The 20,239-nt window shown below is 32.9% G+C and carries 20 protein-coding genes; all 20 read left to right on the top strand.

The genetic code is table 11. The features are described from left to right. Window positions 1-13: 13 nt before the first annotated feature. Window positions 14-760: a 3-oxoacyl-[acyl-carrier-protein] reductase gene (gene fabG, locus ACZ446_RS08875; RefSeq protein ID WP_464392213.1), complete on the top strand. Its 747-nt coding sequence runs from the start codon at window positions 14-16 to the stop codon at window positions 758-760. Between the two features lie 165 nt (window positions 761-925). Then, window positions 926-1,159 (top strand): acyl carrier protein, encoded by a 234-nt coding sequence (locus ACZ446_RS08870; protein WP_133530785.1) that lies wholly within the window; start codon window positions 926-928, stop codon window positions 1,157-1,159. 76 nt (window positions 1,160-1,235) lie between these two features. Further along, window positions 1,236-1,949 (top strand): ribonuclease III, encoded by a 714-nt coding sequence (rnc, locus tag ACZ446_RS08865; RefSeq protein ID WP_464392212.1) that lies wholly within the window; start codon window positions 1,236-1,238, stop codon window positions 1,947-1,949. Window positions 1,950-1,968: 19 nt separating this feature from the next. Then, window positions 1,969-2,334 (top strand): chorismate mutase, encoded by a 366-nt coding sequence (aroH, locus tag ACZ446_RS08860; RefSeq protein WP_464392211.1) that lies wholly within the window; start codon window positions 1,969-1,971, stop codon window positions 2,332-2,334. 28 nt (window positions 2,335-2,362) lie between these two features. Continuing rightward, on the top strand, window positions 2,363-3,022 hold the full coding sequence (gene cmk / locus ACZ446_RS08855) for a (d)CMP kinase (RefSeq protein ID WP_464394388.1): 660 nt from the start codon (window positions 2,363-2,365) through the stop codon (window positions 3,020-3,022). Next, the gene (locus ACZ446_RS08850; protein ID WP_464392210.1) at window positions 3,019-3,606 is read left to right on the top strand and encodes a lysophospholipid acyltransferase family protein; all 588 of its coding nucleotides are present in this window, start codon (window positions 3,019-3,021) and stop codon (window positions 3,604-3,606) included. The genes cmk and ACZ446_RS08850 overlap by 4 nt, the downstream gene beginning before the upstream one ends. Window positions 3,607-3,757: 151 nt before the next feature. After that, window positions 3,758-5,983, top strand: coding sequence for a bifunctional 4-hydroxy-3-methylbut-2-enyl diphosphate reductase/30S ribosomal protein S1 (locus ACZ446_RS08845; RefSeq protein ID WP_464392209.1), 2,226 nt, complete (start codon window positions 3,758-3,760; stop codon window positions 5,981-5,983). Window positions 5,984-6,099: 116 nt separating this feature from the next. Continuing rightward, window positions 6,100-7,398 carry a DUF512 domain-containing protein gene (locus ACZ446_RS08840; protein ID WP_464392208.1) on the top strand — a complete coding sequence of 433 codons (1,299 nt, stop codon included), beginning with the start codon at window positions 6,100-6,102 and terminating at the stop codon, window positions 7,396-7,398. Then, window positions 7,391-8,707: a ribosome biogenesis GTPase Der gene (gene der / locus ACZ446_RS08835; RefSeq protein ID WP_464392207.1), complete on the top strand. Its 1,317-nt coding sequence runs from the start codon at window positions 7,391-7,393 to the stop codon at window positions 8,705-8,707. Before ACZ446_RS08840 ends, der begins: the two co-directional genes overlap by 8 nt. 9 nt (window positions 8,708-8,716) lie before the next feature. Continuing rightward, window positions 8,717-9,334: a glycerol-3-phosphate 1-O-acyltransferase PlsY gene (gene plsY / locus ACZ446_RS08830; protein ID WP_464392206.1), complete on the top strand. Its 618-nt coding sequence runs from the start codon at window positions 8,717-8,719 to the stop codon at window positions 9,332-9,334. Continuing rightward, complete coding sequence (locus ACZ446_RS08825; protein WP_464392205.1) at window positions 9,334-10,365, top strand: NAD(P)H-dependent glycerol-3-phosphate dehydrogenase; 1,032 nt, start codon at window positions 9,334-9,336, stop codon at window positions 10,363-10,365. The genes plsY and ACZ446_RS08825 overlap by 1 nt, the downstream gene beginning before the upstream one ends. A gap of 103 nt (window positions 10,366-10,468) precedes the next feature. Beyond that, window positions 10,469-10,768 (top strand): HU family DNA-binding protein, encoded by a 300-nt coding sequence (locus tag ACZ446_RS08820; protein ID WP_073156043.1) that lies wholly within the window; start codon window positions 10,469-10,471, stop codon window positions 10,766-10,768. A 233-nt stretch (window positions 10,769-11,001) separates the two neighbouring features. Next, window positions 11,002-11,817 carry a mechanosensitive ion channel family protein gene (locus tag ACZ446_RS08815; protein WP_464392204.1) on the top strand — a complete coding sequence of 272 codons (816 nt, stop codon included), beginning with the start codon at window positions 11,002-11,004 and terminating at the stop codon, window positions 11,815-11,817. After that, window positions 11,811-13,184: a deoxyribodipyrimidine photo-lyase gene (locus tag ACZ446_RS08810; protein ID WP_464392203.1), complete on the top strand. Its 1,374-nt coding sequence runs from the start codon at window positions 11,811-11,813 to the stop codon at window positions 13,182-13,184. The genes ACZ446_RS08815 and ACZ446_RS08810 overlap by 7 nt, the downstream gene beginning before the upstream one ends. A 117-nt stretch (window positions 13,185-13,301) precedes the next feature. Beyond that, window positions 13,302-13,820: a ferritin gene (locus tag ACZ446_RS08805; protein ID WP_464392202.1), complete on the top strand. Its 519-nt coding sequence runs from the start codon at window positions 13,302-13,304 to the stop codon at window positions 13,818-13,820. Between the two features lie 90 nt (window positions 13,821-13,910). Next, window positions 13,911-14,222: a hypothetical protein gene (locus ACZ446_RS08800; protein ID WP_464392201.1), complete on the top strand. Its 312-nt coding sequence runs from the start codon at window positions 13,911-13,913 to the stop codon at window positions 14,220-14,222. An 8-nt stretch (window positions 14,223-14,230) separates the two neighbouring features. Next, the gene (locus tag ACZ446_RS08795; RefSeq protein WP_464392200.1) at window positions 14,231-14,752 is read left to right on the top strand and encodes a CDP-alcohol phosphatidyltransferase family protein; all 522 of its coding nucleotides are present in this window, start codon (window positions 14,231-14,233) and stop codon (window positions 14,750-14,752) included. A 30-nt stretch (window positions 14,753-14,782) separates the two neighbouring features. Continuing rightward, window positions 14,783-16,084: an amidohydrolase gene (locus ACZ446_RS08790; RefSeq protein ID WP_464392199.1), complete on the top strand. Its 1,302-nt coding sequence runs from the start codon at window positions 14,783-14,785 to the stop codon at window positions 16,082-16,084. Window positions 16,085-16,122: 38 nt separating this feature from the next. After that, a complete protein-coding gene (locus ACZ446_RS08785) occupies window positions 16,123-18,960 on the top strand; it encodes a UPF0182 family membrane protein (RefSeq protein WP_464392198.1) in 2,838 nt (945 codons plus the stop codon). Beyond that, window positions 18,961-20,238 carry an EF-P 5-aminopentanol modification-associated protein YfmF gene (gene yfmF / locus ACZ446_RS08780; RefSeq protein WP_464392197.1) on the top strand — a complete coding sequence of 426 codons (1,278 nt, stop codon included), beginning with the start codon at window positions 18,961-18,963 and terminating at the stop codon, window positions 20,236-20,238. Window position 20,239: the final 1 nt, after the last annotated feature.

The following is a 20,239-nucleotide window of genomic DNA, read 5'->3' as shown; positions in this document are numbered from 1 at the left end:
AGAGGTGTCTAATTTGATAGACCTTAAGAATAAGAAAGTTTTAATAACTGGAAGTTCTCGTGGTATTGGAGCAGAAATAGCTAAAAAAATGGCTGCTTTAGGTGCTGAAGTAACTTTAAATTATGCTCATTCTAAGGAACGAGCTGAGGCAGTTAAAAAAGAAATTGAAGCAGCAGGGGGTACAGCTCATTTAGTTCAAGCTGATGTAAGTGATTTTGATCAGGCAGCTGAGCTTGTAAAAACTGCATATAAAAAAATGAGTGGTTTGAATGTATTGGTTAACAATGCTGGAATCACTAGAGATAAGCTTCTTTTGAGAATGAAGGAAGATGACTGGGATAGAGTTTTGGATATCAATTTAAAAGGAGTTTTTAACTGCAGCAAAAATGCAGTTAGATATTTACTTAAAGCTGAAAATGGGAAATTAATTAATTTATCATCTGTAGTTGGTGTTAATGGTAATGCAGGTCAGGCTAATTATTCGGCAGCTAAGGCTGGTATAATTGGATTTACTAAAACAATGGCTAAAGAGCTTGCTTCTAAAGGTGTATGTTCTAATGCAATTGCACCAGGATTTATTGATACTGATATGACTGAAGAACTAAGTGATAAAGTTAAAACTGATATAATTTCTCAAGTGCCATTAGCTCGACTGGGTCAGGCAGAAGAAGTTGCTGATTTAACAGCATTTTTAGCTTCTGATAATGCAAATTACATAAACGGAGAAGTAATAAAAATTGATGGTGGTATGGGAGCCTAAGCACTGATTTGATTTTTAGGTGCTGAACTATCCCTTTGTTTATAAATGTTTTAAAATATATAGAGTGCGATGCCCTCGAAGGGCAAATGCAGAGCCGACCATTCTTAATAAGATGAAGGAAAGCTCAGCTTGACGGGCTCGATGCCTGGGAAGGAGGTGAATGGAGTGGATAATATCTTAGATAAAGTTATTGATATTGTAGCAGAAGAATTAGCAGTTGACAGAGATGAAGTTACTGAAGACTCTTCATTTATAGAAGATCTTGGAGCAGATTCATTAGATGTTGTAGAATTAGTTATGGCATTTGAAGAAGAATTTGATGTAGAAATTCCTGATGAAGATGCTGAAGACATTCGCACAGTTGAGGATGCTGTAAGTTATTTAGAAGATATTCTTTAATAAATAATGACGGATGAGGCTCCCACTGTGGAGTTTTCATCCCTTTTTATTATTTTTATGGATGGTGATATAAAAAATGAATAAGTTGTTTAATCAAAGGATAATCAATGAATTTGAGGATGCTTTAGACTTGAATTTTAATGATAAAATTTTAGTTCAAAGAGCTCTGACCCACAAATCATTTCCAAATGAAAACAGAAACTTAAATTTAAAGGATAATGAAAGATTAGAGTTTTTAGGTGATTCTGTCCTAAGTCTTTCTGTCAGCACCTATATTTTCAACAAGTTTTCAGATTTTCCAGAAGGTGAATTAGCAAAAATGAGAGCAGTTATTGTTAGTGCACCTATTTTAGCAGATGCTGCTAAAAGAATTAACTTAGGAAAATATGTTTTCTTAGGTAAGGGAGAAGAAATGACAGGTGGTAGAGAAAGAGATTCTATACTGGCAGATACGATGGAAGCAATTTTTGGTGCTTTATATCTTGATCAGGGTTTTACAGCAGCGGCAGATTTCATTCTGGATTTACTTAAAGTAGATATTATAAATGTAGCAGAAGGTAATCATATTCAGGATTATAAGACAATGCTGCAGGAAGTAATTCAAGAAAATGGTAGTGATCGACCAGAATATGAAGTTGTAGACGAAGATGGTCCGGATCATAATAAAACCTTTGTAGTAGCTGTGAAATTAAATAAAGATAGTCTTGGTTCTGGACAGGGATCAAGCAAAAAGGAAGCTGAACAGGAAGCAGCAAAAGTTGCTTTAGATAAATTGAATAAATTAGATTAGTAAATTGGAGGCTTAGAGAATGTATGCAATTAGAGGCGCAATTAGTGTTAAAGCAAATGAAGAAAAATATATCGTAGAGGCTACGAAAGAATTAACAAAATCTTTAATGCAGGAAAATAAACTGATAGAAGAAGATTTAGTAAGTATTATAACAACTGCAACCTCTGATTTGGATAAGGTCTATCCTGGTAAGGCTATTCGAGAGCTGGGCTATAATTTAACTCCAATTTTATGTATGCAGGAAATGAAGGTTGAAAATAGTAGTGAAAAAATGATAAGATTATTAGTGTATGTTGAAGGAACTAAAGCTAAACCAGATGTAAAACATCAATATTTGAAAAAAGCTAGGAAATTAAGACCTGATTTAGCTAAACAAGTTGAATAAATATATATTAAAAGGTGAGACAAAGTTGATGAAAAATGTTGTAGCAATTGATGGCCCGGGTGGAGCTGGCAAAAGTACTATTGCAAAACTTTTGGCCAAAAAATTAAATTATCTTCATCTTGATACAGGTGCGATGTATAGAGCTGTTACTCTGGCTGCTTTGAAAAGAAATCTTAATTTTAGTCAGGAAAAAGATCTAATTAAACTTGCTGAAGATATCAGCATTGATTTTGACGAAAAAGGTGAAATCTATCTTAATGGTAGAAATGTTAGTGAGGAAATAAGAAGCCAGGAAGTTAATAAATATGTTTCTCAAACAGCAGCTGTAAAAGGTGTTCGGGAAGTTTTGGTAGAAAAACAGCAGCAGTTAGCCCGTGCTAATAAGGTTGTAATGGATGGGCGAGATATCACAACTGTTGTTTTACCAGAGGCTGACCACAAATTCTTTTTAACTGCTTCTTTAGACGAGAGAGCAAAAAGGCGTTATGAGGAAGTGAAGTCAAAAGGGAAAAAGGCCAATTTTGAGGAAGTTAAAGCAAGTATTGCCCGCAGAGACAAACTTGATAGTGAGCGGGAATATTCTCCTTTAAAGCAGGCTGGAGATGCTGTTTTAATTGATACTACTAACCTTACAATAGATGAGGTTCTTAAAAAAATGATATCACTTATTAAGGGTGAATCCCAGTGAAAAAATTTATCTATCAATGTATTAGGTTATTTCTTTTAGCTGTTTTTAAAATATTTTTTGGAATCAAAGTTCGGGGTAAAGAAAATTTGCCTGCTGAAGGTGGAGTTGTTTTGATGTCAAATCATATTAGCGCTTATGATCCACCACTATTAGCAGCTATATTTTCTAGACCGGTGAGATTTATGGCTAAAAAAGAATTGTTTGAAAATCCTATTATGAGATTTGTTTTATATTTAGCAGATGCTTTTCCAGTTGACCGCAGTAAAAATGATATAACTGCAGTTAAAAATGCCCTGTCAGTTATCAAAAAGGGTGAGGTATTAGGAATTTTTCCAGAAGGAACAAGAAGGCCTGAAGGGAAATTAGGCACTCCTAAATCAGGTTCAGTTATGCTGGCCATCAAAAGTGGAGCTCCGATTGTACCAGTTGGAATAAAAAATGTTAAAAAAGATGGAATAATTACTATTAATATTGGGGAACCTTTTACTATGGAGAAGTTTTCTAAAAGAAGATTATCCAAAGAAGAAAGAAAAAAGGCCTCTAAATTTATCAAAGGTAAAATTCAAAAAGAGTTATTATTATAAATAATAGTTACTAATAGTATTGATTTATCAATCTTTTTTAAATTTTTTTCGATTTCAAGCAGGATTTTTAACATTGATAGAGAAAAAAGTTTAAGAGGTACCCTGGTTTATTTAGGGTAGATTGAACTTGTTGGTGTCGTGCTGGAAGGAGGTGAAGGTTCTGGAGGTTATTACAGCAGAAGAGGCTGGATTTTGTTTTGGTGTTGAAAGGGCCATTGAAATGGTTCTGGAAGCCGCTGGTGAAAATGAAAATCTTGAAGTTTATACGCTGGGGCCGCTAATCCATAATCCACAGGTTGTTGAAAAATTAGAAGAAAAAAATGTTAAAGTTGCCTCTTCACTTGCAGAAATTGATTCTGGCATTGTTATTATCCGTTCTCATGGAGTAGCACCAGAAGTTATAGCAGAAGCAAGAGAGAAGAATCTAAAAATTATAGATGCTACCTGTCCGTTCGTTAAAAATGCTCAAAAATATGCCAAACAATTGGTAGATGAAGGATATCAAACATTTATTTATGGTGATGAAGATCATCCTGAAGTTCAGGGTATTTATGGGGCAAGTGACAGAAAAGCAATTATAATTAGAGACAGAGATGATTTAAAGTCTGTTGAGTTAAAATCAAGAATTGGATTTGTAGCTCAAACAACGAAATCTCCTGAGTCTTTTCGGGAAATTATCAATTTAGTAGCAACTAAAGTAAAAGAACTAAAAGTTTTTAACACTATTTGTAATACTACAGATGTACGTCAATCTTCAGCTAAAAAATTAGCAGAAGATGTAGATATAATGTTTGTAATTGGGGGTCACAATAGTGCTAATACTACAAGGCTCGCAGAAATTTGTGCAGCCACAAACACCCCTACTTATCATATAGAAACAGCCGCTGAAATAAAAAAAGAGTGGTTGTCTGGAAAAAATAAAGTTGGAATTACAGCTGGAGCATCGACTCCAGACTGGTTAATAAGGGAGGTTGTTCAGTTAATGAACGAAGAAAACAAAGAAGTAAATGTTGAGTCAACAGAGAACAATGAGGAAAAAGAAGAGCAGGTAGTAGAGGAGGTAGAAGAGCAGGTAGATGAGGTAGCTGAAGAAGAAGTTGCTGAAGAAACTACAGAGGAAAAAGAAGCTGATGACAGTGAAGAATCAGCAGAAGCTGAAGAAACTGAAGAAGAAGCTGAATTTAAATATAGCGATAATGACATTGCTGATTTAAGAAAAGGACAGAAAGTAACTGGTACTGTAGTTGAAATTAATGACAATGGTGTTTATGTAGATGTTAATTATAAAACAGATGGATTTATTCCACTTCGCCATTTAAGTCATCGTCCTGTTGAGGATGCTCATGATATTGTAAGTATGGATGATGAAATTGAAGTAGTTATCTTAACTTTAGAAGATGATGAAGGTAATATGATTTTATCCAAAAAGCAGGCAGATTATGAGCAAGCCTGGGAAAAGATTGTTGAAGCATATGAAAATGATGAAATTCTTGAAGCTGAAGTTACAAAAGAAGTTAAAGGTGGCCTTGTTGTAGATGTAGGAGTTAGAGGATTTATTCCTGCTTCTCATGTAGCAATTGGTTATGTTGATAATTTAAGCGACTATGTTGGAGAAACTCTTCGTCTAAAAGTTATCGAAGTTGAAAGAGATAACAACAATGTAGTTCTTTCTGCTAAAAAAGTCCTGGAAAAAGAAAGAGCAGCTAAAAAAGAAGAAACTTTAGCAGCTTTAGAAGAAGGACAAACAGTAGAAGGTACAGTTACTAAATTAGTTGATTTTGGTGCATTTATTGACCTTGGTGGCATTGAAGGCCTGCTTCATATTTCTGAAATGTCATGGGGAAGAATTGAGAGCCCTTCTGAAGTGCTTTCTGAAGGTGAGAAAGTCGAAGTTAAGGTTCTTGGGGTTAATAAAGAAGAGGAAAGAATTTCTCTTGGCTTAAAGCAGCTTCTACCTGATCCTTGGGAAGAATTTGCTGACAAGCATTATGAAGGTGAAGTTATTGAAGGTAAGATTACAAAGTTAGTTGATTTTGGTGCCTTTATGGAAGTTGAAAAAGGTATTGAGGGACTAATTCACATTTCTCAATTATCACATCGTCATGTTAAAACTGCTGATGAAGTAGTTAATGTTGGTGATGTAAAAGAAGCTAAAATCATTAATATTGATGCTGATCAGGAAAGAGTAGGTTTAAGCTTAAAAGAGTTAGAAGAGAAGCCTGAACCTAAGCAGGAATCCAGCAGCTCTAGTTCTAAAAGCTCAAGTAAAAGCAGCAGCTCTAAATCTAAGAGCAGCAGTGACAGTGATGATAGTTCATCATCTGGAGGAGCTACTATTAGAGAAATTGTTGGAGATATTTTTGACCAGGGTGAATAATTAAAAAAGCACCCGCTGTCCAAAATCTGGGCGGCGGGTTTTTTTATGCTTAATGGAGATTATTGCTTAGTTTTATTAAATATGATATTATCAAGCTTACAGGAGGTAGATGGAAGATGGTTAAAATTGAAAATGTAATTCCAAATTCTACCGCTGCAAAAGCTGGTTTGAATTCAGAGGATAAAATAATTTCTATTAATGGTCAGAAAATTAATGATTATATTGATTATTTATATCAAATTTCAGAACCAATTATTAGTTTAGAATTAAAAACAAAAGATAATAAAATTAAAACAATAGAGTTAGAAAGAAAACTTGGAGAAGAATTGGGCATAGAATTTAAAGAAATTGTTTTTGATGGGCTTAAACAGTGTAAAAATAACTGTATATTTTGTTTTGTTAAACAGCAGCCCGAAAATATGAGAGCAAGTTTAAATCAAATGGATGATGATTATCGTTTTTCTTTTTTACAGGGAAGTTTTGTTACCTTAACTAATCTTGAAACCAAAGAAATTCAAAGAATTATTGATAAAAATTTAAGTCCAATAAATATTTCTGTGCATACAACTAACCCTGAACTTAGGGTTGAAATGATGAAAAATCCCAAGGCAGCAGACATTAATCGACTACTAAAGCTTTTTCAGAAAAACAATATCCAATTTCATACTCAAATTGTACTCTGTCCGGAATATAATGATCAAAAAGAGCTAGACAGAACTTTAAAAGATCTTTTAGCATATTATCCTCAGCTGTTGTCAATTGGTATAGTTCCAGTTGGACTTACTAAATATCGAGATGGACTGGCAGATCTTAGGACTTTAACTCCAGCAGAGATGGAAAAATCTTTAGAACAAATAAAGTACTGGCAGCAAAAAGCTGAAGAAAAGTATGGTGAAAATATTATTTATGCTGCTGATGAATTTTATTTAAATACTGACTCTAAACTTCCTGATTATCTAGAGTATAATGATTTTCCACAGCTGGAAAATGGAATTGGACTTACAGCTTTAATGAAGCAACAATTAGCAGAGCTTGTGCTTCCTGAATCTTTAAATAAAGAACACAGTGTTGCTGTTATGACTTCAGTTTTAGGAGAGAAATCATTAAATGATTTTGTAGATAAAATAAAAAAGATTAATAAACTTAAGCTTGATATCCAGGTAGTTGAAAATGAATTCTTTGGTGACACTGTTACAGTTACAGGTCTTTTGACTGCTCAAGATTTGAAAAAGAGTATCAAAGAAATAAATCCAAAAAAGTATGATCATATTTTTATACCAGAAATTGTCTTAAATGACCAGAATAAATTTCTAGATGAACTAACTAAAGAGGAATTTATTGCTGATTTATCTGATTATAAGCTAAAATTTGTATGTGATTTAAAAGAACTAATGGAGGTGATAGAAAATGGCTAAATCTACTGTTGCAATTGTAGGAAGACCAAATGTAGGTAAGTCTACACTTTTTAATAGGCTGGTTGGCGGCCGCAGAGCTATAGTCGAAGGTGAGCCAAATGTAACAAGAGATAGAATATATGGAGAAACTGAATGGCTAAACAGAAAATTCAATGTTATTGATACTGGAGGAATTGTTCTTCATGACAATGATAAGATTAAAAATCAAATAAAGTATCAGGCTGAAGTAGCAATGGAAGAAGCTGATATAATATTATTTGTAGTCGATTCAAGGACTGGAATGACTGGGGTAGATCAGGATATTGCTCAGCTGCTGTATCGAACTAATAAAGAGGTAATTTTAGTAGTAAATAAGGTTGAAGACTTTTCTAATCAGGAAGAAATAGGCTGGGAGTTTTATTCACTTGGTTTTGGGGATCCAATTCTTATTTCAGCTGAACATGGTAAAAACACAGGAGAGTTATTGGACCAAGTTACAGCAAAACTTCCGGCAGAGGAAGAAACTGAGGAAAACGATGATAAAATTAATATTGCAGTAATCGGTAAACCTAATGTCGGTAAATCAAGTTTGATTAATCACTTATTGGGTAAGGAAAGAGTTATTGTAAGTGATATGCCAGGTACAACTAGAGATGCAGTTGATACATTAATTGAGTGGAAAGACATTAAGTTTAATTTTATTGATACAGCTGGTCTAAGAAGGAAGTCTAAGGTAAAAGAAGATGTAGAATATTATAGTAACTTAAGAGCTTTAAGATCAGTTGATAGAGCAGATGCTGTTTTAATGATGATTGATGCCCAGCATGGTGTTACAGAACAGGATAAAAAAATAGCTGGTTATGCTCATGATGAAGGTAAGGCTATGGTCATTGCCATTAACAAATGGGATTTAATGGAGAAAGATTCAAAGACAATGGAAAGATACACTGATGAAGTATACTATCAGCTTAAGTTTTTAAATTATGTTCCTGTAACCTATATTTCAGCGTTAACGGGAGAAAGAATTGATGAACTTTTATCATTATTAGAATTTGTCGTTGACCAAAGTACTCTTAGAATAAAAACAGGTATTTTAAACGAGGTAATCACAGAAGCTGTTCAGCTGCGTGAGCCGCCTAGTCGAAAAGGTAAAAGACTCAAGATCTATTATGCAAGTCAGGTAGGAATCAAAGCGCCAACATTTGTCTTTTTCGTTAACGATCCAAACTTAATGCACTTTGCTTATCAGAGGTATTTAGAAAATGTCCTTCGAGAAGCTTTTGGTTATGTTGGGAATCCTATGAAATTCAAACTAAAACAGCGCAATTAGGGGGTTATTATGCAGATATTTATTGCTATTCTAATCAGTTATTTGATCGGTTCAATACCATCTGGTTTTCTTTTAACCAAGTACGTTATGAAAAAAGATGTTAGACAGTATGGAAGTGGAAACATTGGAGCCACTAATGTGGCCAGAGTAATGGGGTTAAAATCAGGTGTTTTGGTCGCCGCATTTGATATTTTGAAGGGTTATCTTGGTGTTATGGTTGGTCAGGCAATATTGGGTGACAATTTAAGTACGGCTATTTTATTTGTGGCTATTGCTGCTATTGCAGGTCATGATTGGTCTATCTTTTTAGGCTTTTCTGGTGGTAAAGGAGTTGCCACAACTTTTGGTGTTATTTTAAGACTTTATCCCTTAGCCTTTCTAATTTATGCTTTAATCTGGTTGGCACTTGTTTTAACAACACGATATGTTTCTTTGGGATCAATCATTGGCTCAATGTCATTACCTTTAACACTCTATTTTACTTCATTTGCTACCAGGCATGTGATTTTTGCCGCCTTATTATCATTATTTGTGATGTACACTCATCGAGCAAATATCCAGAGACTGCTTAATGGCGAAGAAAATCGAATGGATCCAGAAAATTTAGGAAAGAGTGGTAAGAAGTAATGGCAGCAAAAATTTCAGTAATTGGAGCTGGTAGTTGGGGTACAGCTCTGGCAAATTTATTAGCTGAAAATGGTAATCAGGTTAAAATATATGCTAGAGATACTGAAGTTGTTGATTCAATAAACAAGCAGCACTGTAATTCCAAATACTTTCCAGAACATAAGTTGAATAAGAATTTAGAGGCTTCAAATAATTTGAAAAGCTGTTTGGAAAACATTGAAGTAATTGTTATTTCAGTACCGACCTCAGCTCTTAAATCAGTTTTAAATGAAGTAGGATCTTTAATTAAAGAAGACACAATTATTGTTTCTACAGCTAAAGGAATAGATGAAAAGTCTTTTAAAACTAATTCTGAAATGATCAGAGGATTAGGTTTTAAAAACGTAGTAGTTTTATCAGGACCAACCCATGCTGAAGAAGTTATGGACAAATTACCAACTGCTATAGTTTCTGCTGCAGAGAGTAAAGAAAATGCAGAGAAAGTGCAGGATTTATTTATGTCTAAATACTTTAGGGTTTATACGAATCCAGATGTTAAAGGGGTTGAACTTGGAGGTGCCTTGAAAAATGTTATTGCTGTAGCAAGCGGCATTTGTGATGGCTTGAATTATGGTGATAATACAAGAGCTGCTTTAATAACAAGGGCTTTAAATGAAATGAGTCATTTTATAAATTATCATGGAGCTAAAACAATGACTTTGTCAGGTTTGTCAGGAATGGGAGACCTTGTTGTTACCTGTACTAGTATGCACAGCAGAAATAGGCGTTTTGGCATTGAAATTGGTAAAGGTAAAACTCTAACTGAAGCTAAAGACAAAGTGAAACAGGTTGTAGAAGGAGTTAAAACTGCTAATGCAATTTATAAATGGCTTAATTTCAAAAACAGAGAGCTAGAAATGCCTATAACCAGAGAGGTTTACCAGGTATTATTTGAGGATAAAGATCCCGAACAGGCTGTGGAAGAATTAATGTTAAGAAGCAAAAAGCATGAAATGGAATCAGTCGTTGATAATTCTTTATGGAATATCTAGAAAAATTATAAATTTTTTCTATGAATAAGCAGGAAATCACTGTTATAGCGAGAATAATAAATAATGACAGTAAAAGTTAAAGTTATAAAAGGGGGTGAATTTTATGACTAAGAACGAACTTATTGATGCCGTTGCAGAAAAAACTGGTGTCACAAAAAAGGATACAGGGGAAGTTGTTAATGAAGCTATTGATACAATCATGAATCACTTGAAGTCTGAAGCTAAAAAAGCTGAAGATAAGCGTGATAATGTTCAATTAATAGGTTTTGGTACTTTTGAAGTTAAAGATAGAAGTGCTAGAAAAGGACGTAACCCTCAAACTGGAGAAGAAATTCAGATTCCAGCACGTAAGGTGCCTGTATTTAGAAGTGGTAAATCCTTTAAAGAAACAGTTGACGTTTAATATTTTTTTACTTATTGGGGAACCGGAACATCCGGTTCTTCTTTTTTTATCTTTAGAAAACAACTTTTATCTAAAATAAGTTGTTATCTAAAGATAAAAGCTAAAAAAACTTTTAATGATTTGCAGGAATGTAAAGAATTAACTAGAAATTAATATAGTAAGCAGTATAAGCTTAGTAAATAGTATAAGTTTAAAAAATATTTAATTAAATTAAACAGGGAGGTAAATAATTTATGGGTGAAATCACAGGTGGTTTACAATCAATTATTGCTAATTATGGAATGAAACTTTTGTTAGCTATTGTTTTATTATTAGTAGGTTTATGGGTGATCAAATTTGTAGTAAAATTAGTTGAAAAAAATGTACAGGGGAAATTTGACAGGACACTGACCAGTTTTTTAATGTCAATTACCAGAGCAGTACTTTTTATCCTATTATTTATTTCTATTGCCTCTACAATGGGAATTGAGGTTGCTTCATTTGTTGCGGTTTTAGGTGCAGCTTCTTTTGCTGTAGGTTTTGCTTTACAGGGAAGTTTATCTAACTTTGCCGGTGGGGTTATGCTTTTAATTTTTAGACCTTTTTCTGCTGGAGATACTATTGAAGTTTCAGGTTATAAAGGCAAGGTTCAGGAAATTCAAATTCTTTATACAATCCTAACCACATTTGATAATAAGAAAATCTTCATTCCTAATGGTGGGGTAGCAACTGACAGTATTACAAATTATTCAGCCATGGATACTAGAAGAGTTGATTTAACATTTGGTATTGGTTATGATGATGATTTTCACGAAGCAATTGCATTATTAAAAGATCTGGCTGACAAACACGAGCTTATATTAGATAAACCTGAGCCAATCATTAGGGTTACAGAACATGCCGGTAGTTCAGTAAATATTGCCTGTAAAGTTTGGGTCAAGGGACCTGATTACTGGGACGTATACTTTGATATGCATGAAGATGTTAAAGACGCCTTTGATGAAGCAGGTATTGGTATACCTTATCCTCAGCTTGATGTTCATTTTGATGAAGGAACAAAAATTTGTTAGTTAAGAAAAATAGAATAAAAAAAATCAATGAGGCTGATTTAAAAGACGGAGATTTTGTTGCTTATTGGATGCAGTCATCTCAGCGCCTGGAATATAATCAGGCTCTGGGATATGCTGTTGAGCAGGCAAATCAACTAAATCAGCCTCTTTTGATTTTTTTCTTAATCAATGTTGAGTTTCCAGAGGCAGAATATGGTCATTTTAAGTTTATGCTGCAGGGATTAAAAGAACTAAAAAAGAAGACAGCAGCAGAGAAAATTAACTTTTATGTTTTAAAATACAATCAAATTGAGGATCTAAAGCAGATAACTGAGTCTGCATCACTACTTGTTACTGAAAAAGTATATTTAAAACATCTAAAGAAATGGAAAGAAAAAGCAGCCGAGATGCTTTCAATTCCATTTTATTTAGTTGAAAGTAATTTGATCTGTCCTATTGAAGAAGTAAGTGAAAAAGAAGAATATGCAGCTTATACTATTCGGAAAAAGATCAATAAGATTAGAGATCAATATTTAACTGAATATAAAAGAGAAGAACTAAAAAATAAGAAAAATATTGTACTTGAGAATTCAAAATTGGAAATCATTAATAACTTGGATCATTTTCTAGAGGAAATTAAATCTAAAAATAAAATTAGTTATGAAAAATATTTTATTGGAGGTTATGAAAAAGCTAGAGCTAAATTAGATGACTTTATTCAGCATAAAATGAAAGCTTATGCTGAAAAAAGAAATGTGCCACATCTTAACTTTCAGTCTGATTTAAGTCCATATTTACATTTCGGTCAGATTTCAGCCCAGGAAGTTGCTCTTAGAGCTCTAAAATCCGAGCATGATTCAGATGATTTTTTAGAAGAGTTAGTTGTTAGACGAGAACTTGCTTTTAACTTTGTCTATTATAATCAAAATTATGACGGAACTTTAAAAAACGTTTTAAGTGATTGGGCCTATAAAACATTAAAAGAACATCAATCTGATCCTAGAGAATATGAGTATGATTTTGAGGTTCTTGAACAGGCTGAGACTCATGATAAATACTGGAACGCTGCTCAAAAAGAGATGCTGATAACTGGTAAAATGCACAATTACATGAGGATGTACTGGGGTAAAAAAATTTTAGAATGGACTTCAGATCCAGAAACAGCTTATAAATGGGCCTTAAAATTAAATAATAAATATTCCCTTGATGGACGTGATCCAAACAGCTATGCAGGAGTAGCCTGGATATTTGGCAAACATGATCGAGCCTGGCAGGAGAGATCCATATTTGGTAAAGTTAGATATATGAATGCAAATGGTCTGGAAAGAAAATTTGAGATGGAAAAATATCTAAAAAAAATAAATAAGCTTGAACTTGAAAATGTTTAAACAGAGAGCTTAATTAAATTTTAATACTGCTTAAAAGCAGGATATTAGTAGTCATTGTTGAATAAATATAATAGTAAAGATGTATATTTTGTGTAAAGAATCTAGGAGGTTTTATTTATGTTAAAAGAAAAAATTGAGAAAGCATTAAACGAACAGATAAATGCAGAACTATATTCAGCTTATCTATACCAGTCTATGGCAGCTTATTTTGAAGACAAAAGTCTTGCTGGTTTTGCGCAGTGGATGGATCGACAGGCTGAAGAAGAGATGGCTCATGCACGAAAAATTTATGATTTTGTAAATGAAAGAGGAGGCAGAGTTATCTTAGATGGGATTGAAAAACCTAAAAATGAGTGGAATTCCAATCTAGAAGTTTTTGAAGATTCTCTAGCCCACGAACAAAAAGTTACTGCTCTGATTAATGATTTAGTTTCCTTAGCTGCTGAAGAAAAAGATTATGCAACACATTCTTTTTTACAGTGGTTTGTTGATGAACAGGTTGAAGAAGAAGACTCTGTGGGGGAAATTGTAGATAAGCTAAAATTAGTCGGAGATTCTACACAGGGATTATTTATGATGGATGATAAACTTTCTGAAAGAAAGAAAGCAGCTACTGCAGAAGGAAGTGCAGAGTAATTAATATTTAAATATAGCAATTAATAATATAGAGATATGTCTATCAAACAAGGCATATCTCTATCTATTAATTATGATGGAGGTTTTTAAATGAGCTTATTTGATAAAATAAAATCTATTTTTAATGGTAATGCAGGCGGTCAATCTAATTTAATTGATATTTATATTGAAGATGATAAATGTGGGAAGCAGATGAAGCTTATTTTCAGAAAAAGCTATGATATCCAAAAAGTTTATGAAGATAATAGGGAAGCTGCTTATGAAGTAAAAAAGGTTGTTGTCTGTGATAATTGTTATAATAAAATTGATCTTCATTTAGAGTTTGACAAGCATTATAATATTATTCATCAGGAAGTTGATCAGGGGAAGATTATAACTAAAAAAGAATTTGAAAATAATTAATTCCTGGAGTGATACTCTTGCATAATCTACCAAACTACATTACCCTTGCCAGAATAGTATTAATTCCAGTTTATTTGTATTATTTTATTCAGGGGAATTTAGCAGCGGCAGCTCTCTTTTTTGCCATTTCAGCAGTTACAGACTTTATTGATGGTTTTATTGCTCGCAAATATAATCAAGAGTCAAAAGTAGGAAGACTGTTAGACCCATTGGCTGATAAGCTGACAATTGTTAGTATTTTATTGGTTTTAATTTATTTAAATATTATACCAAGAGTACTTTCTTATATAATATTAGCAAGAGAAATTTTTATATTATTATCTGGAATCATAACTTATATTTATGGTCTTAACTTTATTAATCCAAGTTTTATTGGCAAATCTTCTATTGCTCTTTTATATCTGGCAATAGCTTTAAAATTATTAAATATAAATTATTTTGGTAATCTGTTATTTTATATTGTAATACCAATTAATATTTTTTCAGCTGTAGATTATTCAATTAAAGCTTATAAAAGAATTTTTAAATAAATTTTGATTAATTTTGAAAGGATGTACAATTTGAGAATTTTAATAGAAAATATTGATGAAATATACAGCCCTGAAACTAAAGTTAGACAGGGACAATTTATTTTAATTGAAAATAATAAAATTAAAAAAATAGCTAAAATGGATGAAGTAGATGAAATAGCTGCTTGTGATCGGATAATTGATGCTCGTGGGATGATAGCTCTGCCTGGATTTATCAACACTCACACTCATGCTGCTATGACTTTGATGAGGGCTTATGCTGATGACATGCCTCTTGATCAGTGGCTCCAAAATAAAATTTGGCCTTTTGAAAGCAAAATAAAAGCAGATGATATATATTGGGGAACAGCCTTAGCAGTTGTTGAAATGATAAAAACAGGAACAACTACTTTTTCAGATATGTATTTTGCAGTTGACAAAATTGCTGAAATTGTCGATCAAAGTGGAATGAGGGCCGTTTTAGCTGAAGGTTTGATTGAAGCTAATGATGGCCAGACAGGTTTAGAAAAAGCATTAGATTATGCTTTGAAATATAATGATGGTGCTCAGGGTAGGATTAAAACGATGATGGCTCCACATGCACCTTATACCTGTGGTCAGGACTATCTGATGCAGATTAAAGAGCTGGCTCAAAAAAATAATTTGGGACTGCATATTCACCTTTCTGAGAGCAAAAAAGAAGTAAATGATTTTCTAAAGCAGTATCAAAAGTCTCCGATTAAATATTTGTTTGATTTAGGTTTTTTTGATGATAATCATGTACTGGCAGCTCACTGTGTTCATTTAGAAGCTGGTGATTTAGAAATTTTAAAGGGAAATAATATTCATATAGCACATAATCCAATGAGTAATGCTAAACTTGCAAATGGAATTGCTCCCGTTAGAGAATATTTAAGTAATAAAATTAATGTTGCTTTAGGTACTGATGGTGTTTCTAGTAATAATTCATTAGCCATGCTCAAAGAAGCAAAAATGGCTTCTTATCTTCAGAAGCTAAAGTATCATGATCCAACAGCTCTTGATACAAAATCAATGTTAAAGCTTTTAACCATTAATGGAGCCGAGGCACTGGGTATTAAAAAACTTGGGCTGATTGAAGAAAATTATAAAGCTGATTTACTATTAATTGATACTAAAAAGGATAGTTTTTTCTATCCCCATCATAATAATTTATCGAATTTATTTTATGCAGCAGACAGCCGTAGTGTTGACACAGTAATAATAAATGGTAAAGTAGTAATGGAAAGTTCAGAACTCAAAACAGTTGATCAGGAAAGAATATATTTTGAGGCAGAAAAAAGAGCTTTGAAAATTGCAGAGAATTTTAGTTAAATAGTGTAATTAAATTTAAAATTTGAAAGGAGAAAATTATGAGTAAAACAATTAGATTTTTTCTCTCCATTTTTGTTATAACAGCAGTTGTATTAATCTTTTTTCTATCGACAGGAGCTAATATTTATACGGACTGGCTCTGGTTTAAAGAACTAAATTTTGAAAAAACATTTACAATTATGTTTTTATCAAACTTTATTTTAAGACTTTTGGTTGGTGCAATTTTTGCATCTGTAATTTATTTAAACTTGCATTTTACTAAAAAACCTATAAACAAATTTATAAATATCAAATCTAATGACCGAGTCGAAAATCTTTTTGGGGAAGAGCGTAATCAAATTTTTAAATGGTTAAACAAAAAACGCTTAAATTTAATCTACTTGATTTCCAGTTTGGTCTTTGGATTTTTATTTTCTTCAATTTCCAGTGAAAGCTGGAAGATGGTTTTAAAGTTTTTCAATAAAACTGATTTCAATACTTTTGATCCTATTTTCAATAATGATATTTCATTTTATGTTTTTACACTTCCTTTTTATTCATTTTTACGTGAAATGGGAACGGTAGTAGTAATTATTTCTCTAATCTTGATTGGAGCTATCTATATTATTTTTACAGGGATTCATTCAGTTAGCGAAATTTCAAATAAGTTGAGCTCCAGGGCAAAAAAACACATGTCAGTTTTAATTTTTGTCTTTTTGCTTTTTAAAGCCTGGGACTACAGACTTCAGATGTACGATATTTTATTTTCTCCCACTGGAGTAGTCTTTGGAGCTGGTTATACAAATGTGAATGCTGACTTACTAGGTTACAGAATTTTATTTGTAACAGTTATTTTTGTGGCTCTGGCTGTACTTTACAGTTTATTTAAAAATAATTATAAACCACTTGTTTATGGAATTGGAGCCTGGGTTGTACTTTCAATAATTTTTACAGGAGTTTACCCTGCTTTTATTCAGCAGTATAGAGTAGAACCTAATGAAATTAATTTGGAAGAAGAATATATAGCAAACAATATTCAAATGACTTTAAATGCTTACGATTTAGATGATGTTGAGACTAAAGACTTTGAACTCTCAGATGATGAATTAAGCTATGATGAGCTGATGGAATATGAGACAGTGGTTAATAACATTAGACTCTGGGATCACAGACCACTTCAGGACACCTATAATCAGCTGCAGGCTTTAAGACAGTACTATACTTTTGAAGATATTGATATAGACCGTTACCAAATTGGCGATGATTATACTCAAGTAATGCTTGGTGCTAGAGAATTAGACCAAAATGCTCTTGCTTCACAGGCTCAAACCTGGGTAAATAAAACTTTAAAGTATACTCATGGACTGGGAGTAACAATGAGTCCTGCGGGTAAAGTTAGTGGAAATGGTCAGCCTGAATTTTTAATTCAGGATATTCCTCCTAGAACTACTAATCAAAATTTAAATTTAGATAATAGTTCAATTTATTATGGAGAAAAAACAGATAATTATGTAATTGTTAACACTGATGAAACTGAATTCCACTATCCAATGGGATCCGAAAATGTTTATACCCAATATGAAGGAACTGGTGGGGTAGAACTTTCTAATCTGATTAGAAAGTCAATCTATGCACTTCGTTTTAATACAATGAAAATTTTATTATCCAGTGATATTAATGATCAGAGTCAAATTATGTATGATCGTAACATTCACCAGCGAGTTAGAAAAGCAGCACCATTTTTGAGATACGATAGTGATCCCTATATTGTAAATGCAGAAGGAAGGTTGTTCTGGATTTATGATGCTTATACAACCACAAATCTTTATCCATATTCACAGCCGTTTAATAATAATAGTGATAACTATGTTCGTAATTCAATTAAGGTTGTTGTAGATGCTTATAACGGTACTTTAGATTACTATATTGTTGATGAAAGTGATCCAATTGCTCAAACTTATTCTAAGATCTTTGATGATTTATTTAAACCAGCATCAGAGATGCCAGATTCAATTAGAAGACATATTCGCTATCCTCAGGATCTGTTTAAAATTCAGTCTCAAATTTACAGCACCTATCATATGCAGGATCCGGTTGTTTATTATAATCGAGAAGATGTTTGGTCTATTCCTCAGGAAAATTATCGAGGATCCACAATTCCAGTTGAGCCATATTATATAATGAATCAATTACCTGGTGAAGAAGAGGCCGAATTTATTTTAATGACGCCATTTACACCATCTAATAGAAATAATATGATTGCCTGGATGGCTGCCCGTAATGATGAAGAACATTATGGAGAATTATTTGCCTACAGGTTCCCTAAAGATCAGCTGGTATATGGACCTAATCAAATTGAGTCTAGAATTGATCAGGAATCAGAAATCTCACAACTCTTAACTCTTTGGAGTCAGCAGGGTTCAAGTGTTATTAGAGGAAACCTATTAGTTATTCCTGTCAATAACAGCGTTTTATATGTTGAACCAATATTCCTGCAGGCTGATACAAGCGGTATTCCAGAATTAAGAAGAGTAATTGTGGCTTATAAAAATCAAATAATAATGCGAGAAAACCTGGAAGAAGCATTAAGGGCAATGTTTGAAGAAGATGCCGGTTTAGCAGTTCCAGAAGAAGATGTAGAAGAACTGGAGGAAGAAACAGGTGTAACTCCTGACGCTGCAGATCAGGAGAGAGCTGGACAGACCGACGGACAGCAGCAAGCTGATCAGGAAGCTGCAGATTTAATGTCTGCCAGCAGAGAAGAATTGATTAGTGAAGCAAAGAACCTTTATGATCAGGCTGAAGAAGCTCTTCAAAATGGTGATTTTGCAGCTTACGGTGAAATAATAACAGACTTAGGAGAAGTAATAAATCAATTGAGTAGAATAGGAGAGTAAATGTCTATGAATGACTTAGAGTTTAAAGTATATGAAAACAAATTCAATACACATCATTTAGCAACAGATAAATTCAAAACAAATCTCATTCAAATATATTTTATGCTGCCTCTTGAAAATGAAAAAGAGGCAGCCATGAATGCTTTGATTCCATCAATTTTAGAGAGAGGTTCCCAAAATTATAAGGACAATAGGCTAATAAAAACTGAGCTGGAGAATTTATATGGATCCAATATGGGCTCTAATATTTTAAAAAGAGGAGAAAATCAAATTCTAAGATTTTCTTTAGAGATGGTTAACGAAAAGTTTTTAACTCATAAGAGCAATTTAACTGAAAATGCTTTTGAGCTTTTAAATGACGTGATTTTTAATCCACTGCTCGAAGCTGGGAAGTTTAAACAAAATTATTTTGAACAGGAAAAAGAAATTTTAAAACAGGATATTTTATCATTGATCAATGATAAGTATAGTTTTACAGTTGAAAACTGCCTGCGGAAAATGTGCAGAGATGAAAAATATAGAATTTATAAAATGGGTTCAGTTTCTGCTTTAGCAGAAATAACAAATCAGGAACTTTATAATCATTATCAAAAAATTATTAATCAGGCAAAAAGATCACTGTTTCTAATTGGTAATTTCAAAAGTGCTTTTGTTGAGCAGGCATTGGCTAGAACTAAACTTGGTGCTGGATCGGATATTTTTGATGAGAATACTGAAGTAATTTACCAGGATAAAGAAGTTGATTTTTATGAACAAGAGATGAAAGTCAATCAGGCAAGATTATCTATGGGGTTTCGGACTGGAATTACCAGAAAAGATCAGGATTACTACTCACTCTTAGTTTTCAATAGCTTAATCGGAGGCTCAACGCATTCTAAATTATTTAGAGAAATAAGAGAAAAAAGAAGTTTAGCTTATTATGTTAGTTCTTCTATTGAGACTACTAAGGGCTTATTTTTAATCAACAGTGGTATTAATGCTGAAAACCAGGCAGAAGTTGTAGAATTGGTTAAAAAGGAAATTAGATCAGCAGCTGAGGGTGACTTTACTGAAGAAGATTTTATGCGCTCTAAAAAAAGTATTATTAATCATTTAAAGCAGGATTTAGACAGCAACCGAGCTCTTTCTGCTCATTATCTTTTGAGCCTGGTTAATAATAAAAGAGAATCAATTAAGCAGACTATCGCCGGGGTAGAAAAAGTTAATAGAGCCGACATAATTGCTGCTGCTGATAAATTAAAATTGGACACTGTGTTCTTATTGAAAAGTGAGGGTTGAT

This window comes from Halanaerobium sehlinense (assembly GCF_055379485.1).
Note: the sequence above shows the minus strand (reverse complement) of the source record. Positions and strands in the feature narration are given on the sequence as shown.

Bases quoted from the DNA above. Each gene is read 5' to 3' on its own strand.
- aroH (WP_464392211.1), top strand. From the start codon at position 1,969: ATGTATGCAATTAGAGGCGCAATTAGTGTTAAAGCAAATGAAGAAAAA.
- ACZ446_RS08815 (WP_464392204.1), top strand. From the start codon at position 11,002: ATGGGTGAAATCACAGGTGGTTTACAATCAATTATTGCTAATTATGGA.
- cmk (WP_464394388.1), top strand. From the start codon at position 2,363: ATGAAAAATGTTGTAGCAATTGATGGCCCGGGTGGAGCTGGCAAAAGT.
- plsY (WP_464392206.1), top strand. From the start codon at position 8,717: ATGCAGATATTTATTGCTATTCTAATCAGTTATTTGATCGGTTCAATA.
- ACZ446_RS08820 (WP_073156043.1), top strand. From the start codon at position 10,469: ATGACTAAGAACGAACTTATTGATGCCGTTGCAGAAAAAACTGGTGTC.
- der (WP_464392207.1), top strand. From the start codon at position 7,391: ATGGCTAAATCTACTGTTGCAATTGTAGGAAGACCAAATGTAGGTAAG.
- ACZ446_RS08840 (WP_464392208.1), top strand. From the start codon at position 6,100: ATGGTTAAAATTGAAAATGTAATTCCAAATTCTACCGCTGCAAAAGCT.
- rnc (WP_464392212.1), top strand. From the start codon at position 1,236: ATGAATAAGTTGTTTAATCAAAGGATAATCAATGAATTTGAGGATGCT.
- ACZ446_RS08805 (WP_464392202.1), top strand. From the start codon at position 13,302: ATGTTAAAAGAAAAAATTGAGAAAGCATTAAACGAACAGATAAATGCA.
- ACZ446_RS08825 (WP_464392205.1), top strand. From the start codon at position 9,334: ATGGCAGCAAAAATTTCAGTAATTGGAGCTGGTAGTTGGGGTACAGCT.
- ACZ446_RS08800 (WP_464392201.1), top strand. From the start codon at position 13,911: ATGAGCTTATTTGATAAAATAAAATCTATTTTTAATGGTAATGCAGGC.
- yfmF (WP_464392197.1), top strand. From the start codon at position 18,961: ATGTCTATGAATGACTTAGAGTTTAAAGTATATGAAAACAAATTCAAT.
- ACZ446_RS08785 (WP_464392198.1), top strand. From the start codon at position 16,123: ATGAGTAAAACAATTAGATTTTTTCTCTCCATTTTTGTTATAACAGCA.